The organism is Streptomyces sp. Y7 (assembly GCF_043195415.1).
GTDB lineage: Bacteria > Actinomycetota > Actinomycetes > Streptomycetales > Streptomycetaceae > Streptomyces.
Map to the genome: position 1 here is coordinate 162,984 of NZ_JBIDDQ010000003.1, position 24,652 is coordinate 187,635.

The window sequence follows — 24,652 nt, forward strand, 5'->3', positions numbered from 1 at the left end:
ATACAGGACCGGTATCGCAACGTGCACCGATGTGAAGGGGACGTGAGCAGGTTCACTTCTTGCTGTTGATGACCGCCTCCATGACGCTCTTGGCGATGGGTGCGGCGAGGCCGCCACCGGAGATGTCGTCGCGGACCGCGTTCTGGTCCTCCACCACGACGGCCACGGCCACCGGCGCGCTGCCGTCGTCGAGCTTGGCGTAGGAGATGAACCACGCGTAGGGGTTCTCGCTGTTGTCCACACCGTGCTGGGCGGTACCGGTCTTGCCGCCCACCTTCACGCCGCTGATCTGGGCGTTCTTACCCGTGCCGTCCTCGACGACCGTCTCCATCATCGACTGGAGCTTCTGAGCGTTCTCCGCCGACAGCGGCTCGCTCATCTCCTCCGGCGTGGTCTTCTCGATGGCGTCGAGGTTGTTGGTCTGGAGCTCGTCGACCATGTACGGCTTCATCAGCGTGCCGTTGTTGGCGACGGCCGAGGCGACCATGGCCATCTGGAGCGGCGTCGCGGCGGTGTTGAACTGGCCGATGGAGGACAGCGCCGTCTGCGAGGGGTTCATGTCGTCCGAGAAGACCGACGCGCTGGTGCGGGTCGGGGTGAACTGCTCCTCGGTGAAGCCGAACTTCTTGGCCGTCTCCAGCATCTTGTCGTTGCCGAGGTCGGAGCCGACCTTGCCGAAGACGGTGTTGCAGGAGTACTGCAGGGCAACGCGCAGGGTCGCGTTCTTGCAGGGGATGTTGCCCTCGTTCGGCAGCTTGGTGGTGGTGCCTTCCATGACCCACGGGTCGGGCGAGTTGGTCTTCGCGTCGGCGTCCGTGTACAGCCCGTGCTCCAGCGCCGCGGCCGCCGTGACGACCTTGAAGGTCGAGCCGGGCGGGTAGACCTCACGCAGCGCCCGGTTGAGCATCGGGTCGTCGGGGTTGTTCTTCTTCTGCAGCGCCGTCCACGCCTTGGAGTCGGTCGTGGTGGAGTTGCCGGCGAAGGACGCGGGGTCGTACGACGGGAAGGACGCCAGCGCCAGGATCTTGCCGGTGGACGGCTCCAGGGCCACGACCGCGCCCTTGCCGCGGTCCTTCAGGCCCTCGTACGCGGCCTTCTGCGCGGCGGCGTTGAGGGTCGTGACCACGTTGCCGCCCTCCCTCTCCTTGCCCGTGAGCATGTCGAGGGTGTTGCGGAAGAACAGCCGGTCGTCGTTGCCGGTGAGGATGCCGTCCTCGATGGACTCCAGCTGGTTGGCACCGAAGGCCTGCGAGGCGTAGCCGGTGACGGGGGCCCACATGGGGCCGTTCGCGTAGGTGCGCTTGAACTTGAAATCGCTGCCGTCGGTTTCCTTCGAGCCGGTGATGGCCTTGCCGTCGACGATGATGTTGCCGCGAGGCGTGCCGTAGCGCTCGATGACGACGCGGCGGTTGTTCTTGTCCGTCCTGAGCTCGTCCGCCTGGACGTACTGGATCCAGTTGTCGCGAATCAGCAGCGCCAGGACAAGGAGTCCGCAGAAGATCGCGATCCGGCGTAGGGGCTTGTTCACGGACGGACCACCTGGGTCATCTCGGCGTCAGGGTTGGGCGCGGGGGCGGGCGCGGGGCGGCGTGCGGTGTCGCTGATGCGGAGCAGGATGCCGATCAGCGCCCAGTTGGCGATGACGGAGGAACCGCCGTACGCCACGAAGGGCAGCGTCATACCGGTCAGCGGGATGAGGCCCATCACACCGCCGGCCACGACGAAGACCTGGAGGGCGAAGGCGCCGGACAGGCCGACGGCCAGCAGCTTGCCGAACGGGTCGCGGGCCGCGAGGGCCGTGCGGACACCGCGCTCGACGATCAGCCCGTAGAGCAGCAGGATCGCCATGACGCCGGCCAGGCCCAGTTCCTCGCCGAAGGTGGCGAGGATGAAGTCGGAGTTGGCGGCGAAGCCGATCAGGTCGGAGTTGCCCTGGCCGAGACCGGTGCCGAGCGTGCCGCCGGAGCCGAAGGCCCACAGGGCCTGCATGGCCTGCTCGGAGTGGAGGATGCCGTCCTGGACGCCGGCCCGGGAGAGCGCGAACTCGCGCGCCGGGTCGAGCCAGGCCTGCACACGCGTCTGGATGTGCGGCTCGAAGCTCGCCACACCGACGGCGCCGACCGCGGACATCAGCAGACCGAAGACGATCCAGCTGGTCCGCTCGGTGGCGACGTACAGCATGATGACGAACATCCCGAAGAACAGCAGGGACGTTCCGAGGTCGGTCTCGAAGACCAGGATGAGGATCGAGATGACCCAGACGACCAGGATCGGACCGAGGTCGCGGCCGCGCGGCAGGTACAGACCCATGAAGCGGCGGCTGGCGAGGGCGAGCGCGTCGCGCTTGACCATCAGGTAACCGGCGAAGAAGACCGCGAGCACGATCTTCGCGAACTCACCGGGCTGGACCGTGCCCAGACCGGGGATGTTGATCCAGATCTTGGCGCCGTAGATGTCCGCGCCCAGACCGGGCACGAGCGGCAGGAGCAGCAGGAACAGCGCGCCGGCCATGGAGATGTACGTGTAGCGCTGCAGGACGCGGTGGTCCTTGAGGAAGATCAGAACGGCCACGAGCAGGGCGACGCCCAGTGCCGAGTACAGCAGCTGCCGCGGTGCGGCGTCGGCGTAGTTGCTCAGTCGCTTCGACTGGTCCAGCCGCCAGATCACGACGAGGCCGAGGCCGTTCAGCAGCGTTGCCAGCGGCAGCATCAACGGGTCCGCGTAGGGCGCGAACTTCCGGACGGCCAGATGACCTATGCCTGCGAGCAGGCCCAGACCGATGCCGTAGCCGAGCAGTCCGGCCGGCACCTCGTCATTGATCGCCAAGCCCACATTGGCGTAGGCGAACACCGGGATGACGACCGCGAAGACCAGCAACGCGAGCTCGGTGTTGCGCCTGCTCGGCGCACCGATGGCGCCGATCGTGGAAGTGTGATGCGTCGGCGGGTTCGTAGTACTGCTCATGGTGTGACGGGGCCTCTCGCGGCTTGCCTACTGCGTACCGCAGTTCGAAACGACCTTCTGCTCTTCCTCCGAGAGGGTGGGGCCGGGGCTTGGCGTCGCAGTCGGTGTCGGGGAGGTGGAGGGGGACGGGGACTTGCCGGACGCCGACGGATTCGGTGTCGGTGTCGCCTTGGACGTAAGAGAGGTACGGGTGGTTCCCGTGGTGCCTCCGGCCTCGCCCTCGCCCGTCTTGGCGTTCTGCTCGCTCTGGGCGGCCTGCTGCTCGGCCCGCTTCTTGCACGCGGTGGCCTGGAGCTGGAGTTCGTCGATCTTCGCCTGGGCGTCCTTCAGACCGCCCTCGGTGATGGTCGACTCGACCAGCTTCTGCTGGTAGGGCGGCAGGTACTTGAGTTCGATCTCGGGGTGGTCCTTCTCCACCTTCGAGAGCGAGACCCAGGCCAGGTCCTGGCTGATCCCGCGGTACAGGGCGACGTGCTCCTCGTTGGCGCCGACGTAGTACTGGGTCTGCGTCCAGCGCCAGCCGCCGTACAGCCCGCCGCCGATGACGGCGAGCGCGAGGACCGAGTAGAAGGATCTCTTCAGCCACCTGCGGCCCTTGCGGGGCTTGACGAAGTCGTCGTCGGTGTAGTCGCCGAAGCCGCCCGCCGGGGCGTAGCCGGTGGTGTCACCGGAGCCGGGCGGGCCGAACTCGCCGCCCCCGCCGCCCTGTCCGGGCACCTGGCGGCCGAGCCCGGAGGCGCGTCCGGCGGGGGTCTGCATGATGCCGTTGTCGTGCAGGTGGTGCTGCTGGTTCTCGGCGACCGCGCCGACCACGACCGGGGTGTCGGACAGCTGCCCGGCGAGGGTGTCGCCGGTGTCCAGGTCGAGGACGTCCGCGACGATCACCGTGATGTTGTCGGGGCCGCCGCCGCGCAGCGCGAGCTGGATCAGCTCCTGCACGGTCTCCTGCGGGCCCTGGTAGCTGGCGAGGGTGTCCTCCAGGGTCTGGTGGGACACGACGCCGGACAGGCCGTCGGAGCAGATCAAGTACCGGTCGCCGGCGCGGACCTCACGGATCGACAGGTCGGGCTCGACGTGGTCGCCGCTGCCCAGAGCGCGCATCAGCAGCGAGCGCTGCGGATGCGTGGTCGCCTCCTCCTCGGTGATGCGGCCCTCGTCGACGAGCCGCTGCACCCAGGTGTGGTCCTGCGTGATCTGCGTCAGGACGCCGTCGCGCAGCAGGTAGGCCCGCGAGTCGCCGACATGGACGAGGCCGAGGCGCTGACCGGTCCACAGCAGGGCCGTGAGCGTCGTGCCCATGCCCTCCAGCTGCGGGTCCTCCTCGACCATCGAGCGCAGCTGGTCGTTGGCGCGCTGCACGGCCGTACCGAGCGAGGTGAGGATGTCCGAGCCGGGGACGTCGTCGTCCAGGGCGACGATCGTGGAGATCGCCTCGGAGGAGGCGACCTCGCCCGCGGCCGCGCCGCCCATGCCGTCGGCGATGGCGAGCAGGCGGGGTCCGGCGTATCCGGAGTCCTCGTTGCCCTCCCGGATCATGCCTTTGTGCGATCCGGCGGCGAAGCGCAGTGACAGACTCATGCGCACCTCGCCCGTCGGCTCCGGGTACATCCGCACGGTGCCCACCCTCCGGTCGGGAGCGCGCCGGGGCCCGTGGTGTGGGCCACCGCTGCGTGCTCGCTCCGCTCGCTCATTGTCGTACTACTTCCGCAGCTCGATGACGGTCTTGCCGATGCGGATCGGCGCGCCCAGCGGAATAGGCGTGGGGGTCGTCAGCCGCGTTCGGTCGAGGTACGTGCCGTTGGTGGAGCCCAGGTCCTCGACGATCCACTGGCCGTCGCGGTCCGGGTAGATCCTGGCATGCCTGCTGGAGGCGTAGTCGTCGTCCAGCACGATCGTGCTGTCGTGCGCCCGGCCCAGGGTGATCGTCTGGCCCTGGAGCGCGACGGTCGTGCCGGTGAGGGTGCCCTCGGACACGACCAGCTTCGAGGGGGCGTTACGGCGCTGGCGGCCGCCGCCCTGCTGGCCGCGCTGCTGCGGAGGCGCCGCGGCCTGCCGGGCGGCCTGCTGCTGCCGTCCGGCTTCTCGCCTGGACCCGCGCTGCGTGACACGCGTGCCGAACAGGTCGCTGCGGATGACCTGCACGGCCACGATCACGAACAGCCACAGTACGGCCAGGAAACCCAGCCGCATGACCGTGAGGGTCAGCTCTGACATTGCCCCCGCTTCACCCTTCGGCTTGCCGGTAAATGATGGTGCTGCTGCCCACGACGATCCGCGAGCCGTCGCGGAGCGTAGCGCGGGTGGTGTGCTGCCCGTCCACCACGATGCCGTTGGTGGACCCGAGATCCTGGATCGTCGAGGGCGTTCCGGTCCGGATCTCGCAGTGCCGGCGGGAGACGCCGGGGTCGTCGATCCGCACGTCGGCGTCGGTGCTGCGACCCAGCACGAGCGTGGCGCGGGAGATCTGATGGCGGGTGCCGTTGATCTCGATCCAGTAGCGGGTGCGGCCGCCTGCCGCGGGTGCGGCGGGAGGACGCTGGCCACCCGCGGGCTGCGGGTAGCCGTAGCCGCCGGGTCGTCCGCCGGGCGGCGACGGCGGCATGGGCGGGGCTCCCGCGGGTGCGGCGGGCTGCGGGTAGCCGTAGCCGCCCTGGGCACCGCCGGGCCGCCCGGGAGGGGCGGCGGGTGCGGGGGCCTGCTGGCCCTGCTGATCGGTGGAGCCGGCGAGCGTACGGCTGCGCACGCGGTACAGGCCGGTGTCGAGATCGTCGGCCTTCTCCAGGTGGACCTTGATCGGGCCCATGAAGGTGTAGCGCTGCTGCTTGGCGTAGTCGCGGACCATGCCGGCGAGCTCGTCGCCGAGCTGGCCGGAGTAGGGGCTCAGCCGCTCGAAGTCCGGCGTGCTCAGCTCCACGATGAAGTCATTGGGTACGACGGTCCGGTCGCGGTTCCAGATCGTCGCGTTGTTGTCGCACTCGCGCTGGAGCGCGCCGGCGATCTCCACGGGCTGGACCTCGGACTTGAACACCTTGGCGAAGGTGCCGTTGACCAGACCTTCGAGACGCTGCTCGAACTTCTTCAGGACTCCCATGGGGCACCTCCTCCGTAGCCTGCTTCGTCCTGCATCCCGCCGGGCGGGCACTGCCTTACCTGGTACTGCTTACTGATCGTATCCACGCGCCGGTAAATCGGCTGGTTCCCCCTGTCGGCCCGGTCGACGGGTGTCGACGCCCTCGAAGTTCCCTCCGGAGCTCCCCTTCGAACTCCTCGAGGACACAGTCTTGCCATGGATCGTAGAGGCGGCCGCAAACCAGTGTCCCGCACCTGACTGTGGACCCCGACCGGCTACTGGGGAGATGCCCAGGACCGGTACGAGGTTGATACGTGAACAGGTACTCCCTGATACGGAGCGGGGGGCACCCCGGATCGGTCACTGCACGAGGGCCCTCGCCGACTGCGCTGGTGGGCGCCGGGACCGGCCTGGGCGGGCGGCTGCCTGCGGATAAGGGATGTGAACCCACCCTGGCCGGCGTGCTAATGTTCTGGGTGTCGGAAGGCGCCGGACCGCAAGGAAAGGCCCCGAGGACACACCCAATGCGCGGGTGGCGGAATAGGCAGACGCGCTGGATTCAGGTTCCAGTGCCCGCAAGGGCGTGGGGGTTCAACTCCCCCCTCGCGCACTCTCGAAGAGGCGGCATCGTAGACACGATGCCGCCTCTTCTGTTGTGTTCGCCACGTTGTGCTCTCCACCACCCTCGCGGCGTGGTCCTCTTGGCGCCGTGACCTGTGATGAAGCTCTCAGGGCACGGCGCGGGCCTCAGCCTGCCGCGACGACCGTGGCGAGCGTCACGGCGGCGGGCAGGGCCTGGACGAAGAGGATGCGGCGGTTGGCGGTGGCCGCGCCGTAGACGCCGGCGACGACGATGCAGGACAGGAAGAAGATCTGGACCTGACGCCCGGTCGGGTCGTCGGCGATCAGACCCCAGATCAGGCCCGCGGCCAGGAAGCCGTTGTAGAGGCCCTGGTTGGCGGCGAGCGGTGCGGTGGCGCGGGCCATCTCGGCGTCGAAGCCGGAGAGGCCGCGGCCCGGGCCGCGCTGCCACAGGAACATCTCCAGCACCAGGATGTAGACGTGCAGCAGCGCCATGAGGGCGACGAGAACGACGGAGATCGCATGCATGCGGCGATTGTGCCGGGGGGTTGAGGGGCGGATTGCTGCGGGGCGGTCGGTGGGGGGGGCGGTCGGTTGGGGGGGGCGGTCGGTTGGGGGGCGCGGCTGGCGCGCACCCGAACTCGGACCCAACCCGGACCCAACCCGGACCCAACCCGGACCCGGACCCGGTGTCGGTGCTCGTGGCGTGGTGTTCGCTGCCGGTCGGTTCCGGCTTCGGCGTGGGCGGTTCGGTTCGAAGGGCTGAGGTGTGACGCCGGCTGTTTCGACCGTCACGCGTGCGTGGAGCCCTCTCGGGTGCTGCCGGGCTCCACGCGTGCGTGCTGCCGTTGACCCGCCGGAGTTACGCCGCGAGCTTCCGGGCGAGCTCCTTGGCCTTCGTGGCGGCCTCGTCGAGGGCGCGCTCGCGGGAGGCCTCGAAGAGGGGGACCAGCTCGGCCATCTGCGGGTTGGCGGGGGCCATGGTCAGCTCCGGGACGATGAAGTCGAGGTCGGCGCCGAGGAAGTCGGCCAGGATCGCCGACAGGTAGTTCTGCACGTACTCGTATCCCTCGCGCGGGGTGCCCGGACCGTAGGCGCCGCCGCGGCTGGCGACGACGGTGACGGGGGTGCCCTTGACCGACTGGGTGTCGCCCGCGGTGCGGCCCATGAGGACCACGTTGTCCAGGTAGGCCTTCAGCGTCGACGGGATCGTCAGGTTGTACATCGGGGCGCCGATCAGCACGGCGTCCGCGCTCTCCAGCTCCTCGATCAGCTTCACGCGCTCGGCGAAGGCGGCCGCCTGCTCCGGGGTGTGGGTCGCCGGATCGGAGAAGCCCGCCGTGTGGGAGTGGGCGTCGATGTGCGGCACCGGCTGCGCGGCGAGGTCGCGGTGGATCACCGTGCCCTCCGGGTGCTGCTCCTCCCAGGTGCGACGGAAGGCGTCGGTGACGGCGCGGGAGGAGGAGGCGTCGGTCGAGAAGACCGAGGAGTCGATGTGCAGGAGCGTGGCCATGGGGGTCTCCAGGAAGGGCGGGAGCGGGCAGGGGGGAACCCGGGTGCAGGGACGTACCTGTCCGCAGGAACTGAAAGTTCGTACTCGACTATGGATAACACAGTCACTTACTTTTTTTCACCCCCGTATCCCAGGGCAGTACCCTGAAGGGCATGGCGGGTGAGCAGAGTCACGACGTGGCGCAGTGCAAGCGGCTGGACGAGGGGATCAACCGCGTCTTCCAGTTGCTCGGAAAGCGCTGGACCGGCCCGATCGTGTCGGTCCTGACCTCGGGTCCCGCCTACTTCGTCGCCCTGCGCCGGGCCATCCCCGGCATCAGCGAGCGCATGCTCTCCGACCGGCTCACCGAGCTCGCCGCGGCCGGACTGGTGGTGCGCGAGGTCTATGAGGGCCCGCCGCTGCGGGTGGTGTACCGGCTCACGGAGTCGGGCGCGGCACTGGAGCCCGCGCTGGCCGAGCTGGGCGGGTGGGCGAAGAAGTACCTGGGGGACGGGGAGCGGCCGGAGGGCTGCTGAGGATCGTTGCGGGGGCCGGTGTCTCGGCGGGGGGGGTGTGGTCCGCGTGCTCCGGTTCGGCCGACCGTCCCGCCGTCGGCCGTGCGAGGTCGCGCGGCAGCCCCGTCAGCGTCTCCATCGGCATCTCCACCGGCGCCGCCATGTGGGTTTTCCACACCCGCGGAGTTGTCCACAGGGTCTGACGCGTTCCGGCCGCCGGTTGTAACGTCGGCACGAGTTGATGTTCGTGCGTGAGCGGGGGAGGCGGTCGGTATGACCGAGGTCGGTGCCGAGGCTGTGGCGGCGGAGGCGGCTGCGGCGGCGTCGGAGTCCGGGGAGCGCACGGCATCCGCGGCGCGTCGACTGCCGCGTGTGCGGGGATTCGCCGAGTGGCCCGGTGGCGGATCGCCGAAGGAGGAGGGCAAGGCCCTGCGCAGGCGGGTGCCGCGTGCCGAGCACGCGGTGTTCGACCTGGACACCTCCCGCCCCGGTGCCGTGGCCGCCGTCGAGGAGTCCAACCTCGGCCGGCTCGCCGAGCTCACCCCGATAAGGGTGGGCCGGATGGCGGCGACGCCGTTCGCGTTCCTGCGCGGCTCGGCCGGCCTCATGGCCTACGACCTGGCCCGCACTCCCATGACCCGGGTCCGCGCCCAGATCTGCGGCGACGCGCACGCGGCCAACTTCGGCCTGTACGGCGACGCGCGCGGCGGCCTGGTCATCGATCTGAACGACTTCGACGAGACGCTGTACGGCCCCTGGGAGTGGGATCTCAAGCGGCTCGCCGCCTCGCTGGTGCTCGCGGGGCGGGAGGCCGGCGCCGACGAGGACAAGTGCCGCAAGGCCGCGCACGACACCGTCGGCGCCTACCGGCGCACCATGCGCCTGCTGGCCAAGCTCCCGGTGCTGGACGCCTGGAACGCGATCGCGGACGAGGAGCTGGTCTCCCACACCGACGCCCATGACCTGCTCGGCACGCTGGAGCGGGTCGCGGAGAAGGCACGGGCCAACACCAGCGGGCGCTTCGCCGCGAAGTCGACGGCCCCGACCGAGGACGGCGGCCGCAGCTTCGTCGACGCTCCGCCGGTGCTGCGCCGGGTGCCGGACGAGGAAGCGGCCGCGGTGGCGGCGTCGCTGGAGAGCTACGTCACGACGCTCTCCGAGGACCGCCACCCGCTGCTGTCCCGGCACGCGGTGCACGACGTGGCGTTCCGCGTGGTCGGCACCGGCAGCGTGGGCACCCGCTCCTATGTGGTGCTGCTGCTGGACCACCGGGGTGAGCCGCTGGTCCTCCAGGTGAAGGAGGCCCGCCGCTCCGCCCTGGTCCCGCACCTGGTGACGGCGGGCTTCGAGGCGCCCGACCCGGACCACGAGGGCCGCCGCGTGGTCCTCGGCCAGAAGCGCATGCAGGTCGTCAGCGACATCCTGCTGGGCTGGACGACGGTCGACGGACTGCCCTTCCAGGTGCGCCAGTTCCGCAACCGCAAGGGCAGCGTCGACCCGGCCGCGCTGGCCGCCGACCAGATAGATGACTACGCCCGTATGACCGGCGCGCTCCTGGCCCGTGCCCACTCGCACAGCGCAGACCCCCGTCTGATCGCGGGCTACTGCGGGAAGAACGAGGAACTGGACGAGGCGATCGCCAACTTCGCCGTCACCTACGCCGACCGCACGGAGGCGGACCACGCCGAACTCGTGACGGCGGTGAGGGACGGGCGGATCGCGGCCGAGATGGGCGTGTGACCGACGCCTCCCCCTCTCGGGGAGCGGCCGGCGGACGGGTCCGTAACGCCGGTCCGCCGTCCGTGCCGGTGCCGGTGGCGGGGGTGCAGGTGGCGGTGACTGTGCCGGTGTTCGTGCTCGCGGCGGTGCAGGTGGCGGTGACTTTGCCGGAGAGCTTCCCGGCGGAGGTCCCCACACCTGTGCCGGCGTCCGTTGCGGCCTCCGTCCCGGTGCTGGTGCCGGCGCCCATGCCGGCCTCCGTCCCGTGCCGGTGCCACCTTCCATGTCGGCGTCCGTCCCGGTGCCGGTGCCGGTCCTCGAGGCGTCGAGCCCGGTGTGGCCTACGCTGGGCGGGTGATGACGCCGGAAGCTGAGCAGTCCCAGGCCGAGCCCGCTGGTGAGGGGGCACCGGACGGTGCCGAGGTGCCCGTCGGCGCAGCCGATCAGGGTGGTGAGGCGCGGGTGCCGGCCGAGGACGCGGCGGCAACGGCCGAGGACGCGGCGGCAGCGGCCGAGGACACGGCGGCAGCGGCCGGGGAGTCGCCGGAAGAGCCGGCCGAGCGCCCCGAGGCGCGGCTGGAGCGGGCCGTGCGGGCCGCCGAGCAGGCGCTGATCGAGTACGAGATCGCGGTGGAGACCTTCCGGGTCGAGGTGGACAACTTCTCCCGGCTGCATCACCAGAAGCTCGGCCCGATGTACACCCGCCTCGACGAGCTGGACGCCCGGATCGCCGAGCTCGTGGCCGCCCGGACCGGTGACCCCGAGGACATCCGCAAGGCCGACGAGGCTCGCGCCCGGGTGATGCCGATGCCCGGTGTGGAGGAGTTGTTCCACGGCTGGATGGACGGCGAAGGGCTGTTCCCGGAGGCCGCTGCGATGCTCACGGAACAGCCGGTACGGCCCCCGCAGCGGGTCCGTCCGAGCGACGAGGCCCGCAAGCTCTACCGCGAGCTGGCCCGCAAGGCGCACCCCGACCTCGCCCAGGAAGAGGCCGAGCGGGCCAGGCGCGAGGAGTTCATCACCCGCGTCAACGCCGCCTACGCCCGTGGCGACGAGGCGCTGCTGCGGGAGCTGGCCGTGGAGTGGGCCGCCGGGCCCGCGCCCAAGGAGCAGGGCCCGACTCCCAGCGAGGAGCTCTACGCCCGCCTCGAATGGCTGGCCCAGCGCAAGGAGATGCTCACGCTGGTCGCGAAGGATCTGGAGGAGAGCGCGATCGGCGCGATGCTGCGCCTCGCCCCGGACGACCCCGACAGCCTCCTCGACGAGATCGCCGAACAGCTTCTCGCCCAGGTCGCGGCACGGGAAGCGGAGCTGGCGGAACTGCTCGGGTAAGGGGCGGGACCGGGCGGAGCGCCCTTCAGGGGGCGTGAGGCCGTGTCGGTTCGCGGCTTCGCGGCATGGGCGCGACGCGGGGCGGACCTGCTTGCCGATGCCGCGGCTGCCCCGGCCGCTGCCGAAGGCGACCCGGACCTGTTCATGTCCACGACTGCGGACGGCGCAAGCCACGACGTGGCGCGCACCGTCCGAGGGCGGCCGGGTCGCCCGCCCAGCGCGGGAGCCCGCCGACACCCCCGTACCGGTCAGGTAGCGTCGGGGTCATGAATTTCGGATCTGCCGTGCCCACCGTCGAGGTCACGGACCTCAAGGCCGACGATTTCCTCCTGGACGTCCGCGAGGACGACGAATGGCAGGCGGGCCACGCCGATGGCGCGCTGCACATTCCCATCAGCGAGTTCGTGGCCCGCTACGGCGAGCTGACCGAGGCCGCCCCGCAGGACGGCCGTGTCAACGTGATCTGCCGCTCCGGCGGCCGTTCGGCGCAGGTCGCGATGTACCTGGTCCAGCAGGGCATCGACGCGGTGAACGTCGACGGCGGCATGCAGGTGTGGGCGGCGGCCGGACGTCCTGTGGTGAACGACCAGGGGCAGCCCGGGTACGTGCTGTAGAGCACCCGGGCCCGCAGGTCAGGCCAGGGGATGTGCCGCGAGCAGATCCCCCAGCGCCTCCTCGTGCGCCGCGGCCGGGCCGAGCGCCAGTTCCAGGTGCTTGGCCCAGGCGTGGTACCGGTGCAGTGGGTAGTCGACGTCGGCGCCGAAGCCGCCGTGCAGGTGCTGGGCCGTCTGCACGATCCGTCGTACGCCCTCCGCGGCCCAGATCTTGGCCACGGCCACGTCCCCGGAGGCGGGCAGCGCGCCCGGTGCCCCCGAGGTGATCCGCCAGGCGGCCTGCCACAGGGTGGCCTCCATCGCGCGCAGGTCGATGTAGCGGTCGGCGGACTGCACCGCGACCGCCTGGAACGTGGCGATGGGATGTCCGAACTGCTCCCGCTTGCTCGCGTACTCGGACGTCATCGCCAGCACCCGCTCCCCCAGCCCGAGCGCCAGCGCGCACGTCCCCGTGGCGAGCAGCTCCCGCAGCCACTCCCACGCCCCCTCGGTGTCGATGACGTCCCGCTGCGTCAGCCGCACCGACTCCAGCCGCAGCTCCCCCAGCCGCTCCCCGCTGGTCGAGAACTGCTCGGCGAGCGAGACCCCCGCCGCCTCGCGCGGCACCAGCGCGAGGACGGTCAGGTCCGCCTCCGTACGGGCCGGCACGACGACGAGATCGGCGTCGTAGGCCCACGGCACCGCGGTCTGCACGCCGTCCAGCAGCCATCCGGTGTCGTCCCGCCGGGCGGTCGTGGCGAGCTCGGCGGGGTCGTGGCCGGTGCGGCCGTGCGCGGCCACCGTCAGCACGAGCTCGCCGCGGCCCGCGCGGGTCAGCAGGTCCGCCTTCAGTTCCGGGCCGCCGTACGACTGGACGACGGCTGCCGCGGCGCTGTTCTCCAGCAGCGGCACCCGGGCCAGCACCTTCGCCGATGCGCGCAGTACCTGGCACAGGGCGACGGCGTCCAGGCCCGCGCCGCCGTACTCCTCCGCGAGGAGCAGGCTCAGCAGGTCGGCGTCCGCGAGCCGGCCCCACAGCGGGCGGTCGAAGGTGTCGGCCACGGCACCCGGAGTGAGCGCGGGAGAGGGCACCGCGTCCGGCGCGACGCCGGCGAACACTCCGCGCGCCGCCTCGGCCGCCGCCTGCTGCTCCTCGGTGAAGGTGAAGTCCACGGTCCCTGCCCTTCCACACGCACGGCGATCTGACGGTGCGTCAAGATAGAACAGGTTCTAGAAGAAGGGAATGGTCCCGTCGGCGCCCCCGTAAGGTGTGGGCAACGTCGGCCCGGCAGGGGCTGTGCCCGGCGGGCCGGCCTGAGTACCGTTCCCGTGCGAGCGCTGAGGCAGGACGGACCGGAATCGGGAATCGGGGCAGGATGGACGCGTACGACGCAGGCTCGGCCGGCCGGCAGGGGCCGGACCGGGAGCCGCCCCCCGTGCCGCGCCCCGCCCCGCCGGGCGAGCCGCCCCTCACCGTCCCGCCGCCGCCCGCCCCCGTCGATCCCGAGCCGCGCACCGGAGTGGCCGCCCTCTCGCTGAAGTACCAGATCTGCGCCGCGCTCGCCGTCGCCGTGGTCGCCATCGCGGTCTGTGTCCACACGGGGATGGTCTTTCTGCACGTCGCCCCGCCGAACACGGTCACCAAGGCGCACGGCCAGGCGATCGACGACTGGATATACCCGGAGTTCGAGCAGAACTGGAAGCTGTTCGCCCCCAACCCGCTCCAGCAGAACATCGCGGTGCAGGTCAGGGCCCAGGTCGCCACGGCCGGCGGCGGCACCCGCACGACCGGCTGGTACGACCTCTCCGCGCAGGACGGCGACGCCATCGACGGCAATCTGCTGCCCAGCCACACCCAGCAGAACGAGCTGCGCCGGGCCTGGGACTTCTTCGTCGCCACGCACGACACCGCGAACCGTCCCGTGGGGCTGCGGGGCGCCCTGTCCGAGACGTATCTGCGGCGCATAGTGGAGCTGCGGCTCGACCGCGCGGACGCCGCCGGCGAGGGCGGCCTCGTCGAACGTGTCCAGGTCCGCTCGCGCACCACCAATGTGCCCCCGCCGAAGTGGAGCGACGAGCAGATCTCGGACAGGCCGAGCTATCGGGTGCTGCCCTGGTGGCGGGTGCCGCAGGACCGGGCCGCCGCCGACGCGGCCGGCACGGGAGGCGCGCGGTGAACCGCTTCGCCCTCGCGGTCTCCTCCGCCATCGCCCGCGTCACGGAGTCCGCACTCGGCCCGTATCAGACGGCCGTGATCCGCATCGGCTTCAGCGCCACCTGGCTGCTGTTCCTGCTGCGCGAGTTCCCGCACCGCCAGGAGCTGTACGGCCCGGACGGGCCCTGGGACTTCGACCTCGCCCAGCAGCTGATCGGGACGAACGGTTCCTTCACCGCACTGATCTGGTTCGGCGGCGGTTTCTGGTTCGAGACGGTGTACGTCTTCGCCGTGCTGACCAGCGTGCTGCTGCTGATCGGCTGGCGCACCCGCGCGATGTCCGTGCTGTTCATGGTGGGCGTGCTCTCGCTCCAGAACCGTTCCATCTTCATGGGCGACGGCGGCGACAACGTCCTGCACCTGATGTGCGTCTATCTGGTCTTCACGCGTTGCGGCCAGGTCTGGTCGCTGGACGAGCGCCGGGCACGGCGGGGGCGGGGGGCACGCGCGCGCGGCGAGCGGGTGGCGCCGGACCGGGTGGGCCCCCTGCTGTGGAGCGTGTCGGGGTTCATGCTGGTCGCGGTGACCGCGGCGGGCCGGCTCGACGGCGATCCGACCGTGCCGGTGATCCTGTGGATCAGCTGGCTGGCGCCGGCCGTGCGGTGGATCGTGGACCGGCGCGCGCGGACCGCTGAGCCCCGCATCCTGCTGGACGTCATCGGCAACGTCGTGCACAACGGCGCGCTGCTGGTGATCATGGCGGAGGCGTGTCTGATCTACGCGACCGCCGGCTGGTACAAGATCCAGGGTTCGCGCTGGCAGGACGGCACCGCCGTCTACTACCCGCTGCACCTCGACTACTTCTCGCCCTGGCCCGCGCTCGCCGACGTGCTGTCCTCCAGCGGCACGATGGTGATGCTCATCACCTACGGCACGGTCCTGGTGCAGGTCGCCTTCCCGTTCACGCTCTTCAACCGGCGGGTCAAGAACGTCCTGCTCGCGGCGATGATCACCGAGCACGCCGTGATCGCGGTCGTCCTCGGTCTGCCGTTCTTCTCCCTGGCGATGATCGCGGCGGACGCGGTCTTCCTGCCGACGTCGTTCCTGCGGCGCCTGGGCGATGGGGCGGCGCGCGCGCGTGGCCGGCTGACGGCTCTGGTGCGGCGCGGCGGCGACCCCGCGGAGCCCCCGGCGCCGCGCACGCCGGAGAACCCCGAGCACACGCCCGTAGGCTTCACGGCATGACCCTGACCTCCTGGAACCGGCTCGCCGAGTCCTCCGTCCTGCTCGACGGCTTCCACGCCCTCAAGCACGCCGTGCGCTTCGGCGCCGAGGTCCCGCTCGCGGTCGCCGTGGACCGGGAGGCCACGCTGGCCCTCGCCGACGAGCTGGCGCCGGACGTACGGGACGCCCTGGCCGCGCACCTGACCGAGGTCCCGGAGTCGACGTACACGTCCCTGGTGCCGCGCCCGCATCCCACGGCGGTGGCCGCCCTCGCGGTACGGCCGCCGCGCGCCGCCAACCTCGGAAGGCTGGCGCACACCCCGCGCTCCGCCCCGGTCGTGGTCCTCGACAACCCCCGCAACCTCGGCAACGCCGGCGCCGTGATCCGGCTGGCCGCCGGTTTCGGCGCGACGGGCGTGGTCACCACCGGCACCCTCGACCCCTGGCACCCCACGGTCGTACGCGGCGGTGCGGGCCTGCACTTCGCGACCGTCGTCGAGCGGCTGACGGTGCCCGAGCTGCCGGTCGGCCCGCTGTACGCCCTCGACCCGGAGGGCGACGACATCCGGGGCGTGAAGCTCCCGGACGACGCCGTCCTCGCTTTCGGGTCGGAGCGCAGCGGCCTGTCGGCCGAACTGCGGGCGCGCGCCGACCACTTGCTGTCCCTGCCGATGCGCCCCCAGGTCTCCAGCTACAACTTGGCGACGAGCGTGGCGATGACCTTGTACCACTGGAGCGCCGGTTCGCCGAGCGCCCCTTGAGAGGCGCGGGGAACCGCGCGACGAGCCACAGACGACCGGCAGCCGCGCGATTCCCGCCCCTGCCGAACTCCTAGGCTTCCCGCCGCACCTCGACAACCCGGAACCGGTTGGCCACAAAGGCCCCGTCACACAGCGCCGCATTCGCCGCCGGGTTGCCGCCCGACCCGTGGAAGTCCGAGAACGCCGCCGTCTGGTTCACATACACCCCACCGGTGAGGTTCAGCGACAGCTGGGCCGCCTCCTCCAGGCACACCTCCTGGATCGCGCCCTCGACCTCGTCGTCGGTGGTGTACGCGCCGACGGTCATCGCGCCCTTCTCGCGCACCGTGCGCCGCAGCAGCTCCACCGCGTCGGCGGCCGAGCCCATCGCCACGGCGAACGACACCGGCCCGAAGCACTCACTCATGTACGCGGCCTCGTCGTCCGGCTTGGCGCCGTCCAGCTTCACGATCACCGGCGTCCGCACTACCGCGTCCGGGAACTCGGGGTTGGCGATCTCCCGTGAGGCGAGGGCGACTTCGCCGAGTCCGGCGGCGGCCTCCAGGCGCGCCTTGACGTCGGGGTTGACGATCGCGCCGAGCAGCGCGTTCGCGCGGGCGTCGTCGCCGAGGAGGCCGTCGACCGCGCGGGCGAGGTCGGCGACGACCTCGTCGAAGGTCTTGGGCCCCTCGTCGGTGCGGATGCCGTCGCGGGGGATGAGCAGGTTCTGCGGGGTGGTGCACATCTGGCCGCTGTACAGGGACAGCGAGAAGGCCAGGTTGGACAGCATCCCCTTGTAGTTGTCGGTGGAGTCGACGATCACCGTGTTGACGCCGGCCTTCTCCGTGTAGACCTGCGCCTGGCGGGCGTTGGCCTCCAGCCAGTCGCCGAACACGGTCGAGCCGGTGTAGTCGATGATCCGGATCTCGGGGCGGGTCGCCAGGGTCTTGGCGATGCCCTCGCCGGGCCGCTCGGCGGCCAGCGCGACCAGGTTCGGGTCGAAGCCCGCCTCGGCGAGGACCTCGCGTGCGACCTGCACGGTGAGCGCGAGCGGCAGCACCGCGCGCGGGTGGGGCTTGACCAGGACCGGGTTGCCGGTGGCGAGGGAGGCGAACAGGCCCGGGTAGCCGTTCCAGGTCGGGAAGGTGTTGCAGCCGATGACCAGGGCGGTTCCGCGCGGGACCGGCGTGAACTGCTTGTTCAGCGCGAGCGGGTCGCGCTTGCCCTGCGGCTTGGTCCACTCCGCGGTGTCGGGGGTGCGGACCTGCTCGACGTAGGCGTACGCCACCGCCTCCAGGCCGCGGTCCTGTGCGTGCGGGCCGCCCGCCTGGAACGCCATCATGAACGCCTGGCCCGAGGTGTGCATGACCGCGTGCGCGAACTCGTGCGTCCGGTCGCTGATCCGCTTGAGGATCTCCACACACACCACCGCGCGCATCTCCGCGCCCGCGTCGCGCCACGCGCGCCGGCCGGCCTGCATGGCGGTCAGCAGCGTGTCGAGGTCGGCGTGCGGGTACTCGACGCCCAGCTCGATGCCGTACGGGGACGTCTCGCCGCCCACCCAGTCGTCGGTGCCGGGCTGGCCGAGGTCGAGACGGCCGCCCAGGAGGGCGTCGAAGGCCGCCTTGCCCGCCGCCGCGTCCAGGCTGCCGTTCTCGCCATAGGCCTTGGGGTGCTCGGGGTGCGGGGACCAGTACGCCCGGGTGCGGATCGCTTCCAGCGCCTGGTCGAGGGTGGGCCGGTGCTTGGCGATCAGCTCGTGGGCGGTCAGTTCGGCGGCCATGCGGGACCAACTCCTCGATTCCAGAGCTCTCCGTCGAGCTCATGACCTGGGCAGAAACAGGGGCAGGAACAGCCAGACAGAGTTAGAGTAACCGAACGATCGGTCGGTTCAAGGGGGTCCGCCGCATCTGTGGAAAACCCCGTGCGGGAGGATCGCGCTCATGACAGCTCTCGACCTCAGCAGCCCCGTGGCCGTCGTCGGCACCGGCACCATGGGCCAGGGCATCGCCCAGGTCGCGTTGGTCGCCGGCCATCCCGTACGGCTGTACGACGCCGTTCCCGGGCGTGCCCGGGCGGCGGCGGAGGCGATCGGCGCCCGCCTCGACCGGCTCGTCGCCAAGGACCGCCTCAGCGGCGCCGACCGCGACGCGGCCCGCGGCCGGCTGCTGCCCGCCGAGTCCCTCGCCGAGCTCGCCGACTGCGCCCTGGTCGTCGAGGCCGTCCTGGAGCGCCTCGACGTCAAACAGGAGCTGCTGCGCGAGCTGGAGAGCGTCGTCGACGAGGACTGCCTGCTCGCCACCAACACCTCGTCCCTGTCGGTCACGGCCATCGGTGGCGCCCTCGCGAACCCGGGCCGCTTCGTCGGCCTGCACTTCTTCAACCCCGCGCCGCTGCTGCCGCTGGTCGAGGTCGTCTCCGGGTTCGCGACCGACGTCACGTCGGCCACGCGCGCGTACGAGACGGCACGCGCCTGGGGCAAGACGCCCGTGGCCTGCGCCGACACCCCCGGCTTCATCGTCAACCGCATCGCCCGGCCCTTCTACGCCGAGGCCTTCGCGGTCTACGAGGCGCAGGGGGCGGATCCGGCCACGATCGACGCGGTGCTGCGCGAGTGCGGCGGCTTCAGGATGGGTGCCTTCGAGCTGACCGACCTGATCGGGCAGGACGTCAACGAGTCCGTCACCCACTCCGTGTGGCAGGCCTTCTTCAACGACGTGCGCTTCACGCCCTCGCTCGCCCAGCGCCGCCTGGTCGAGTCGGGCCGGCTCGGCCGCAAGAGCGGACAGGGCTGGTACGACTACGCGCAGGACGCCGAGCGGGACGAGCCGCACACCGCGGAGAAGCAGCAGCAGCCCGCCTACGTCGTCGCCGAGGGCGACCTCGGACCCGCCTCCGAGCTCGTGCCGCTGATCCGCGAGGCGGGCATCCCGGTGCGCGAGGAGGAAGAGGACCACGGCACGCGTCTGGTGCTGCCCAGCGGCGGCCAGCTGGCGCTCGCCGACGGCCAGACGTCCGTCGAGTTCCGGGACGTCGTCTACTTCGACCTGGCCGTCGACTACCGCCGCGCCACCCGGATCGCCCTGTCCGCCTCGCAGGACACCTCGCCGCAGACGCTCGCCGAGGCCATCGGCCTGTTCCAGGCGCTCGGCAAGGACGTCAGCGTCATCGGCGACGTCCCCGGCATGATCGTCGCCCGCACGGTCGCCCGGATCGTCGACCTGGCGCACGACGCCGTCGCCAAGGGCGTGGCCACCGTGGAGGACATCGACACCGCGATGCGGCTCGGCGTGAACTACCCCATGGGGCCCTTCGAATGGAGCCGCCGCCTGGGCCGCGGCTGGGCCTACGACCTCCTGGACGAGCTGCACGTGCGCGAGCCCTCCGGCCGCTACGCGCCCTCCCTCGCGCTGTACCGCCACGCCTACGCCTCCGACAAGCGGGAGGGCAGCACCTCATGACCACCGCCAAGCGCGACACGTACACCCCGGAGACGCTGCTCTCCGTCGCCGTGCAGGTCTTCAACGAACGCGGCTACGACGGCACGTCCATGGAGCACCTGTCCAGGGCGGCCGGCATCTCCAAGTCGTCGATCTACCACCACGTCACGGGCAAGGAGGAGCTGCTGCGCCGCGCCGTCAGCCGTGCCCTCGACGGGCTCTTCGGCATCCTCGACGAGGAGCACGCGCGCGAGGGGCACGCCGCGGACCGCCTGGAGTACGTCGTGCGGCGCATGGTCGAGGTGCTCATAGCCGAGCTGCCGTACGTGACGCTGCTGCTGCGGGTGCGCGGCAACACCGACACCGAGCGCTGGGCCCTGGAGCGGCGCCGCGACTTCGACCACCAGGTGGCCGCCCTGCTCAGGGCGGCCGCCGCCGAGGGCGAGGTCCGCGGGGACGTCGAGGTCCGCCTGGCCACCCGGCTCGTCTTCGGCATGGTCAACTCCATCGTGGAGTGGTACCGCCCGGACGGCCGCGGCATGAACGAACGCGAGGTCGCCGAGACGGTGGTGCGGCTGGTCTTCGGGGGCCTGCGCAGGGCCGCCTGAAGCGGCGCTCAGCCCTGGGGCTCCAGGTCCTCCTCCTCGAAGACCAGCAGGGTGCGCGAGCTGAGCACCTCCGGGATCGCCTGGAGGCGGGTGAGGACGAGTTCGCGCAGGGCGCGGTTGTCCGGGGTGTGCACCAGGAGCAGTACGTCGAAGTCGCCGCCCACCAGCGCGATGTGTGAGGCGCCGGGCAGCTGGCGGAGCTGTTCGCGGACCGTGCGCCAGGAGTTCTGGACGATCTTCAGCGTGATGTACGCGGATGTGCCGTGACCTGCGCGTTCATGGTTGACGCGGGCGCCGAAACCGCGGATGACGCCGTCCTCGATGAGGCGGTTGATGCGGGCGTAGGCGTTGGCACGCGAGACGTGTACCCGCTCGGCCACCGACCGTATCGACGCACGGCCGTCCGCCTGGAGCATCTGGAGGATGTCCTGATCTATGGCGTCGAGCGGCCGGGCCGGCGGCAGGAGGATGCCGTCGTCCGACCCTTCGGCCATTTGTTCAGGCGCCATGTCCCCCCACCTTCCTTCCGTGGACGTACTGCGTTCATTGGAGGCTGTGGAGAACCGTTTGTCCACAGCCTCGGGGGGCCTGTAGCCAAAATGTGCCGACGACCGAACAATCGGTAGGTGAGGCGCATCACAGGAGCTGCGCCTTCCGTAGCCACTCCCACGAGGAGGTGCCGTCATGACGGTCATGGAGCAGCGAGGTGCCTACCGGCCCTCGCCGCCGCCCGCCTGGCAGCCCCGTATGGACCCCGCGCCGCTGCTGCCCGACGCAGAGCCCTACCGCGTCCTCGGGACGGAGGCGGCCGCGAAGGCCGACCCCGACCTGCTGCGCAGGCTCTACGCCGAGCTGGTCCGGGGCCGCAGGTACAACGTGCAGGCGACCGCGCTCACCAAGCAGGGCCGCCTCGCCGTCTACCCGTCCAGCACCGGCCAGGAGGCCTGCGAGGTCGCCGCCGCGCTCGCCCTGGAGGAACGCGACTGGCTCTTCCCGAGCTACCGCGACACCCTCGCGGCCGTCGCACGCGGCGTGGACCCCGTCGAGGCCCTGACCCTGCTGCGCGGCGACTGGCACACCGGCTACGACCCGCACGAGCACCGCGTGGCCCCCCTGTGCACGCCGCTCGCCACCCAGCTCCCGCACGCCGTCGGCCTCGCCCACGCCGCCCGCCTCAAGGGCGACGACGTGGTCGCGCTCGCCCTGGTCGGCGACGGCGGCACCAGCGAGGGCGACTTCCACGAGGCGCTGAACTTCGCCGCCGTGTGGCAGGCGCCGGTCGTCTTCCTGGTCCAGAACAACGGCTTCGCGATCTCCGTCCCGCTCGCCAAGCAGACCGCGGCCCCGTCGCTGGCCCACAAGGCCGTCGGCTACGGCATGCCCGGCCGGCTGGTCGACGGCAACGACGCGGCCGCGGTGCACGAGGTGCTCGCCGACGCCGTGCGGCACGCCCGCGCGGGCGGCGGTCCCACCCTGATCGAGGCGATCACCTACCGCATCGACGCCCACACCAACGCCGACGACGCGACCCGCTACCGCGGCGAATCCGAGGTGGAGACCTGGCGCGGGCACGACCCGATCGCGCTCCTGGAGCACGAGCTGACCGAGCGGGGTCTGCTCGACGACGCCGGCAGGCAGGCCGCCCGCGACGCCGCCGAGGAGATGGCCGCCGACCTGCGCGAACGCATGAACCAGGACCCGGCGCTCGACCCGATGGACCTGTTCGACCACGTCTACGCCGAGCCCACCCCGCAACTGCGCGAACAGCGCGCCCAGTTGCAGGCGGAGCTGCACGCCGAGTCCGAGGGGTCGCACCGATGACCACCGTCGCCGTCAAGCCGGCCACCATGGCGCAGGCCCTCACGCGCGCGCTGCGCGACGCCATGGCCGCCGACCCGTCCGTGCACGTCATGGGCGAGGACGTCGGCACCCTCGGTGGCGTCTTCCGCGTCACCGACGGCCTCGCCAAGGAGTTCGGCGAGGACCGCTGCACCGACACCCCGCTGGCCGAGGCGGGCATCCTCGGCACGGCCGTCGGCATGGCCATGTACGGCCTGCGCCCGGTCGTGGAGATGCAGTTCGACGCGTTCGCCTACCCGGCGTTCGAGCAGCTCATCTCGCACGTGGCGCGGATGCGCAACCGCACCCGCGGCAGGATGCCGCTCCCGATCACCATCCGGGTCCCCTACGGCGGCGGCATCGGCGGCGTGGAGCACCACAGCGACTCGTCCGAGGCGTACTACATGGCGACTCCGGGGCTGCATGTCGTCACGCCCGCGACCGTCGCCGACGCCTACGGGCTGCTGCGCGCCTCCATCGCCTCCGACGACCCGGTCGTCTTCCTGGAGCCCAAGCGTCTGTACTGGTCGAAGGACTCCTGGAACCCCGAGGACCCGCAGACCGTTGAACCGATCGGCCGCGCGGTGGTGCGGCGCTCCGGGCGGAGCGCCACGCTCATCACGTACGGACCGTCCGTGCCCGTCTGCCTCGAAGCCGCCGAGGCGGCGCGGGAGGAGGGCTGGGACCTGGAGGTCGTCGACCTGCGCTCGCTGGTGCCGTTCGACGACGACACGGTCACCGCCTCCGTACGGCGGACCGGACGGGCGGTCGTCGTACACGAGTCGGGCGGGTTCGGCGGACCGGGAGGGGAGATCGCGGCCCGGGTCACGGAGCGCTGCTTCCACCACCTGGAGGCACCGGTGCTGCGGGTGGCCGGGTTCGACATCCCCTATCCGCCGCCGATGGTGGAGCGTCACCACCTGCCCGGCGTGGACCGGATCCTGGACGCCGTGGGGCGTCTGCAGTGGGAGGCCGAGAGCTGATGGCACAGGTGCTCGAGTTCAAGCTCCCCGACCTCGGGGAGGGGCTCACCGAGGCGGAGATCGTGCGCTGGCTGGTGCAGGTCGGCGACGTCGTCGCGATCGACCAGCCGGTCGTCGAGGTCGAGACGGCCAAGGCGATGGTCGAGGTTCCCTGCCCCTACGGCGGTGTCGTCACGGCCCGCTTCGGCGAGGAGGGCACCGAACTGCCCGTCGGGGCGCCGCTGATCACGGTGGCCGTGGGCGCCCCGGCCGCCGACGGCGAGAGCGAGGGCTCCGGGAACGTCCTGGTGGGCTACGGCACCTCCGAGGCGCCCGCGCGACGCCGAAGGGTGCGGCCGGGGGAGCCGGTGTCCGCCAACGGGGCCGCCGCCCAGGAGGTGGCCGAGGGTCCCGTACCCGTCATCTCCCCGCTGGTGCGCCGGCTCGCCCGCCAGAACGGCCTGGATCTGCGCGAGTTGCACGGCTCCGGACCGGACGGGCTGATCCTGCGGGCCGACGTGGAGTACGCGCTGCGGGCCGCCCAGGCGCACGGCCGTACCGCGCAGTCGGTGGCCGAGCCGCACACCCGCGTGCCGGCCGCGGCGCCGGCGCCGGTGCCCGCCGAGGCCCCCGCCCCGGCCCCGGTCCGCTCCTCCGCGCCCGCAGGCGGCATCCGCGTGCCCCTCAAGGGCGTCCGCGGCGCGGTCGCCGACAAGCTCTCCCGCAGCCGCCGGGAGATCCCGGACGCGACGTGCTGGGTGGACGCCGACGCGACGGAGCTCATGCGGGCACGGACCGCGATGAACGCCGCCGGGGGACCGAAGATCTCCCTTCTCGCCCTGCTGGCCCGCATCTGCACCGCGGCCCTGGCCCGCTTCCCCGAGCTCAACTCCACCGTCGACATGGAGGCCAGGGAGGTCGTCCAGCTCGACCAGGTGCACCTCGGCTTCGCCGCGCAGACCGAGCGGGGACTCGTCGTCCCGGTGGTGCGGGACGCGCACGCGCGGGACGCGGAGTCCCTGACGGCGGAGTTCGCCCGGCTCACCGAGGCGGCCCGCACGGGCACTCTCACCCCGGCGGAACTCACGGGCGGCACCTTCACGTTGAACAACTACGGCGTGTTCGGGGTCGACGGCTCCACCCCGATCATCAACCACCCCGAGGCCGCCATGCTCGGCGTCGGCCGCATCATCCCCAAGCCGTGGGTGCACGAGGGCGAACTGGCCGTGCGCCAGCTCGTGGAGCTCTCGCTCACCTTCGACCACCGGGTCTGCGACGGCGGCACGGCGGGCGGCTTCCTGCGGTATGTGGCGGACTGCGTCGAACAGCCGGCGGTGCTGCTGCGCACACTCTGACCCGTCCGTCCCGGTCGGCTGCTTCCGCCACGTTCCCTGTGATCGCCCAGGCACGCATACTC

General features: G+C 71.5%; 22 protein-coding genes and 1 tRNA gene. 13 read left to right on the plus strand and 10 right to left on the minus strand.

Going from position 1 to position 24,652, the window contains the following annotated elements:
- Positions 1 to 52: 52 nt before the first annotated feature.
- The 5 genes from ACGFW6_RS11830 to ACGFW6_RS11850 form a co-directional block, all read right to left on the minus strand.
- Positions 53 to 1,528 carry a peptidoglycan D,D-transpeptidase FtsI family protein gene (locus tag ACGFW6_RS11830; RefSeq protein ID WP_393507231.1) on the minus strand — a complete coding sequence of 492 codons (1,476 nt, stop codon included), beginning with the start codon at positions 1,526 to 1,528 and terminating at the stop codon, positions 53 to 55.
- Entirely contained in the window at positions 1,525 to 2,964 is a 1,440-nt protein-coding gene (locus ACGFW6_RS11835) for an FtsW/RodA/SpoVE family cell cycle protein (protein ID WP_393507233.1), read from the minus strand. The genes ACGFW6_RS11830 and ACGFW6_RS11835 overlap by 4 nt, the downstream gene beginning before the upstream one ends.
- Before the next feature lie 27 nt (positions 2,965 to 2,991).
- The gene (locus ACGFW6_RS11840; RefSeq protein ID WP_393507235.1) at positions 2,992 to 4,542 is read right to left on the minus strand and encodes a Stp1/IreP family PP2C-type Ser/Thr phosphatase; all 1,551 of its coding nucleotides are present in this window, start codon (positions 4,540 to 4,542) and stop codon (positions 2,992 to 2,994) included.
- A 120-nt stretch (positions 4,543 to 4,662) separates the two neighbouring features.
- On the minus strand, positions 4,663 to 5,178 hold the full coding sequence (locus tag ACGFW6_RS11845; RefSeq protein WP_190070995.1) for an FHA domain-containing protein: 516 nt from the start codon (positions 5,176 to 5,178) through the stop codon (positions 4,663 to 4,665).
- Positions 5,179 to 5,188: 10 nt separating this feature from the next.
- A complete protein-coding gene (locus tag ACGFW6_RS11850) occupies positions 5,189 to 6,055 on the minus strand; it encodes a DUF3662 and FHA domain-containing protein (RefSeq protein ID WP_107904942.1) in 867 nt (288 codons plus the stop codon).
- 505 nt (positions 6,056 to 6,560) lie between these two features.
- On the opposite strand from ACGFW6_RS11850, the gene ACGFW6_RS11855 reads away from it, so the two are divergent.
- Positions 6,561 to 6,644, plus strand: a tRNA-Leu gene (locus ACGFW6_RS11855).
- 137 nt (positions 6,645 to 6,781) lie between these two features.
- On the opposite strand, the gene ACGFW6_RS11860 is transcribed toward ACGFW6_RS11855, so the two are convergent.
- Both ACGFW6_RS11860 and ACGFW6_RS11865 read right to left on the minus strand, forming a co-directional pair.
- Positions 6,782 to 7,144, minus strand: a complete 363-nt coding sequence (locus ACGFW6_RS11860; RefSeq protein ID WP_393507237.1) for a DUF1304 domain-containing protein — start codon at positions 7,142 to 7,144, stop codon at positions 6,782 to 6,784.
- Positions 7,145 to 7,478: 334 nt separating this feature from the next.
- A complete protein-coding gene (locus tag ACGFW6_RS11865; RefSeq protein ID WP_393507239.1) occupies positions 7,479 to 8,129 on the minus strand; it encodes an FMN-dependent NADH-azoreductase in 651 nt (216 codons plus the stop codon).
- Between the two features lie 152 nt (positions 8,130 to 8,281).
- Between ACGFW6_RS11865 and ACGFW6_RS11870 the strand changes: the two genes are divergently transcribed.
- The 4 genes from ACGFW6_RS11870 (at position 8,282) to ACGFW6_RS11885 (ending at position 12,288) form a co-directional block, all read left to right on the plus strand.
- Complete coding sequence (locus tag ACGFW6_RS11870) at positions 8,282 to 8,644, plus strand: winged helix-turn-helix transcriptional regulator (protein ID WP_393507241.1); 363 nt, start codon at positions 8,282 to 8,284, stop codon at positions 8,642 to 8,644.
- Positions 8,645 to 8,896: 252 nt separating this feature from the next.
- The gene (locus ACGFW6_RS11875; protein WP_393507243.1) at positions 8,897 to 10,363 is read left to right on the plus strand and encodes a DUF2252 domain-containing protein; all 1,467 of its coding nucleotides are present in this window, start codon (positions 8,897 to 8,899) and stop codon (positions 10,361 to 10,363) included.
- A 333-nt stretch (positions 10,364 to 10,696) separates the two neighbouring features.
- The gene (locus tag ACGFW6_RS11880; protein ID WP_393507245.1) at positions 10,697 to 11,674 is read left to right on the plus strand and encodes a hypothetical protein; all 978 of its coding nucleotides are present in this window, start codon (positions 10,697 to 10,699) and stop codon (positions 11,672 to 11,674) included.
- Positions 11,675 to 11,958: 284 nt separating this feature from the next.
- Positions 11,959 to 12,288, plus strand: a complete 330-nt coding sequence (locus tag ACGFW6_RS11885; RefSeq protein WP_393507825.1) for a rhodanese-like domain-containing protein — start codon at positions 11,959 to 11,961, stop codon at positions 12,286 to 12,288.
- 18 nt (positions 12,289 to 12,306) lie between these two features.
- Here the strand turns inward: ACGFW6_RS11885 and ACGFW6_RS11890 are convergent, their stop codons facing one another.
- Positions 12,307 to 13,440 (minus strand): acyl-CoA dehydrogenase family protein, encoded by a 1,134-nt coding sequence (locus ACGFW6_RS11890; protein WP_393507247.1) that lies wholly within the window; start codon positions 13,438 to 13,440, stop codon positions 12,307 to 12,309.
- A 203-nt stretch (positions 13,441 to 13,643) separates the two neighbouring features.
- Between ACGFW6_RS11890 and ACGFW6_RS11895 the strand changes: the two genes are divergently transcribed.
- From ACGFW6_RS11895 to ACGFW6_RS11905, 3 genes are read left to right on the plus strand one after another with little or no spacing between them, the layout of a single operon-like run.
- Entirely contained in the window at positions 13,644 to 14,444 is an 801-nt protein-coding gene (locus ACGFW6_RS11895) for a DUF5819 family protein (protein ID WP_393507249.1), read from the plus strand.
- Positions 14,441 to 15,667, plus strand: a complete 1,227-nt coding sequence (locus ACGFW6_RS11900; protein WP_393507251.1) for an HTTM domain-containing protein — start codon at positions 14,441 to 14,443, stop codon at positions 15,665 to 15,667. Before ACGFW6_RS11895 ends, ACGFW6_RS11900 begins: the two co-directional genes overlap by 4 nt.
- A complete protein-coding gene (locus ACGFW6_RS11905) occupies positions 15,664 to 16,407 on the plus strand; it encodes a TrmH family RNA methyltransferase (RefSeq protein ID WP_393507252.1) in 744 nt (247 codons plus the stop codon). Before ACGFW6_RS11900 ends, ACGFW6_RS11905 begins: the two co-directional genes overlap by 4 nt.
- A gap of 70 nt (positions 16,408 to 16,477) precedes the next feature.
- On the opposite strand, the gene paaN is transcribed toward ACGFW6_RS11905, so the two are convergent.
- Positions 16,478 to 18,169 carry a phenylacetic acid degradation protein PaaN gene (gene paaN / locus ACGFW6_RS11910; protein WP_393507254.1) on the minus strand — a complete coding sequence of 564 codons (1,692 nt, stop codon included), beginning with the start codon at positions 18,167 to 18,169 and terminating at the stop codon, positions 16,478 to 16,480.
- A 160-nt stretch (positions 18,170 to 18,329) separates the two neighbouring features.
- Between paaN and ACGFW6_RS11915 the strand changes: the two genes are divergently transcribed.
- Positions 18,330 to 19,847: a 3-hydroxyacyl-CoA dehydrogenase gene (locus tag ACGFW6_RS11915; RefSeq protein WP_393507256.1), complete on the plus strand. Its 1,518-nt coding sequence runs from the start codon at positions 18,330 to 18,332 to the stop codon at positions 19,845 to 19,847.
- Entirely contained in the window at positions 19,844 to 20,434 is a 591-nt protein-coding gene (locus ACGFW6_RS11920; RefSeq protein ID WP_393507258.1) for a TetR/AcrR family transcriptional regulator, read from the plus strand. Before ACGFW6_RS11915 ends, ACGFW6_RS11920 begins: the two co-directional genes overlap by 4 nt.
- 8 nt (positions 20,435 to 20,442) lie before the next feature.
- On the opposite strand, the gene ACGFW6_RS11925 is transcribed toward ACGFW6_RS11920, so the two are convergent.
- Complete coding sequence (locus ACGFW6_RS11925; protein WP_393507260.1) at positions 20,443 to 20,943, minus strand: Lrp/AsnC family transcriptional regulator; 501 nt, start codon at positions 20,941 to 20,943, stop codon at positions 20,443 to 20,445.
- A gap of 175 nt (positions 20,944 to 21,118) precedes the next feature.
- Between ACGFW6_RS11925 and pdhA the strand changes: the two genes are divergently transcribed.
- From pdhA to ACGFW6_RS11940, 3 genes are read left to right on the plus strand one after another with little or no spacing between them, the layout of a single operon-like run.
- Positions 21,119 to 22,255 (plus strand): pyruvate dehydrogenase (acetyl-transferring) E1 component subunit alpha, encoded by a 1,137-nt coding sequence (pdhA, locus tag ACGFW6_RS11930; protein ID WP_393507262.1) that lies wholly within the window; start codon positions 21,119 to 21,121, stop codon positions 22,253 to 22,255.
- The gene (locus tag ACGFW6_RS11935) at positions 22,252 to 23,256 is read left to right on the plus strand and encodes an alpha-ketoacid dehydrogenase subunit beta (protein WP_393507264.1); all 1,005 of its coding nucleotides are present in this window, start codon (positions 22,252 to 22,254) and stop codon (positions 23,254 to 23,256) included. The genes pdhA and ACGFW6_RS11935 overlap by 4 nt, the downstream gene beginning before the upstream one ends.
- Entirely contained in the window at positions 23,256 to 24,590 is a 1,335-nt protein-coding gene (locus ACGFW6_RS11940; RefSeq protein ID WP_393507266.1) for a dihydrolipoamide acetyltransferase family protein, read from the plus strand. The genes ACGFW6_RS11935 and ACGFW6_RS11940 overlap by 1 nt, the downstream gene beginning before the upstream one ends.
- Positions 24,591 to 24,652 lie beyond the last annotated feature (62 nt).

Coding starts and splice junctions, on each gene's coding strand:
- ACGFW6_RS11875 (WP_393507243.1), top strand. CDS start 8,897: ATGACCGAGGTCGGTGCCGAGGCTGTGGCGGCGGAGGCGGCTGCGGCG.
- paaN (WP_393507254.1), bottom strand. CDS start 18,169: ATGGCCGCCGAACTGACCGCCCACGAGCTGATCGCCAAGCACCGGCCC.
- ACGFW6_RS11920 (WP_393507258.1), top strand. CDS start 19,844: ATGACCACCGCCAAGCGCGACACGTACACCCCGGAGACGCTGCTCTCC.
- ACGFW6_RS11865 (WP_393507239.1), bottom strand. CDS start 8,129: ATGGCCACGCTCCTGCACATCGACTCCTCGGTCTTCTCGACCGACGCC.
- ACGFW6_RS11835 (WP_393507233.1), bottom strand. CDS start 2,964: ATGAGCAGTACTACGAACCCGCCGACGCATCACACTTCCACGATCGGC.
- ACGFW6_RS11860 (WP_393507237.1), bottom strand. CDS start 7,144: ATGCATGCGATCTCCGTCGTTCTCGTCGCCCTCATGGCGCTGCTGCAC.
- ACGFW6_RS11915 (WP_393507256.1), top strand. CDS start 18,330: ATGACAGCTCTCGACCTCAGCAGCCCCGTGGCCGTCGTCGGCACCGGC.
- pdhA (WP_393507262.1), top strand. CDS start 21,119: ATGACGGTCATGGAGCAGCGAGGTGCCTACCGGCCCTCGCCGCCGCCC.
- ACGFW6_RS11845 (WP_190070995.1), bottom strand. CDS start 5,178: ATGTCAGAGCTGACCCTCACGGTCATGCGGCTGGGTTTCCTGGCCGTA.
- ACGFW6_RS11870 (WP_393507241.1), top strand. CDS start 8,282: ATGGCGGGTGAGCAGAGTCACGACGTGGCGCAGTGCAAGCGGCTGGAC.
- ACGFW6_RS11895 (WP_393507249.1), top strand. CDS start 13,644: ATGGACGCGTACGACGCAGGCTCGGCCGGCCGGCAGGGGCCGGACCGG.
- ACGFW6_RS11940 (WP_393507266.1), top strand. CDS start 23,256: ATGGCACAGGTGCTCGAGTTCAAGCTCCCCGACCTCGGGGAGGGGCTC.
- ACGFW6_RS11850 (WP_107904942.1), bottom strand. CDS start 6,055: ATGGGAGTCCTGAAGAAGTTCGAGCAGCGTCTCGAAGGTCTGGTCAAC.
- ACGFW6_RS11925 (WP_393507260.1), bottom strand. CDS start 20,943: ATGGCGCCTGAACAAATGGCCGAAGGGTCGGACGACGGCATCCTCCTG.
- ACGFW6_RS11905 (WP_393507252.1), top strand. CDS start 15,664: ATGACCCTGACCTCCTGGAACCGGCTCGCCGAGTCCTCCGTCCTGCTC.
- ACGFW6_RS11935 (WP_393507264.1), top strand. CDS start 22,252: ATGACCACCGTCGCCGTCAAGCCGGCCACCATGGCGCAGGCCCTCACG.
- ACGFW6_RS11840 (WP_393507235.1), bottom strand. CDS start 4,542: ATGAGTCTGTCACTGCGCTTCGCCGCCGGATCGCACAAAGGCATGATC.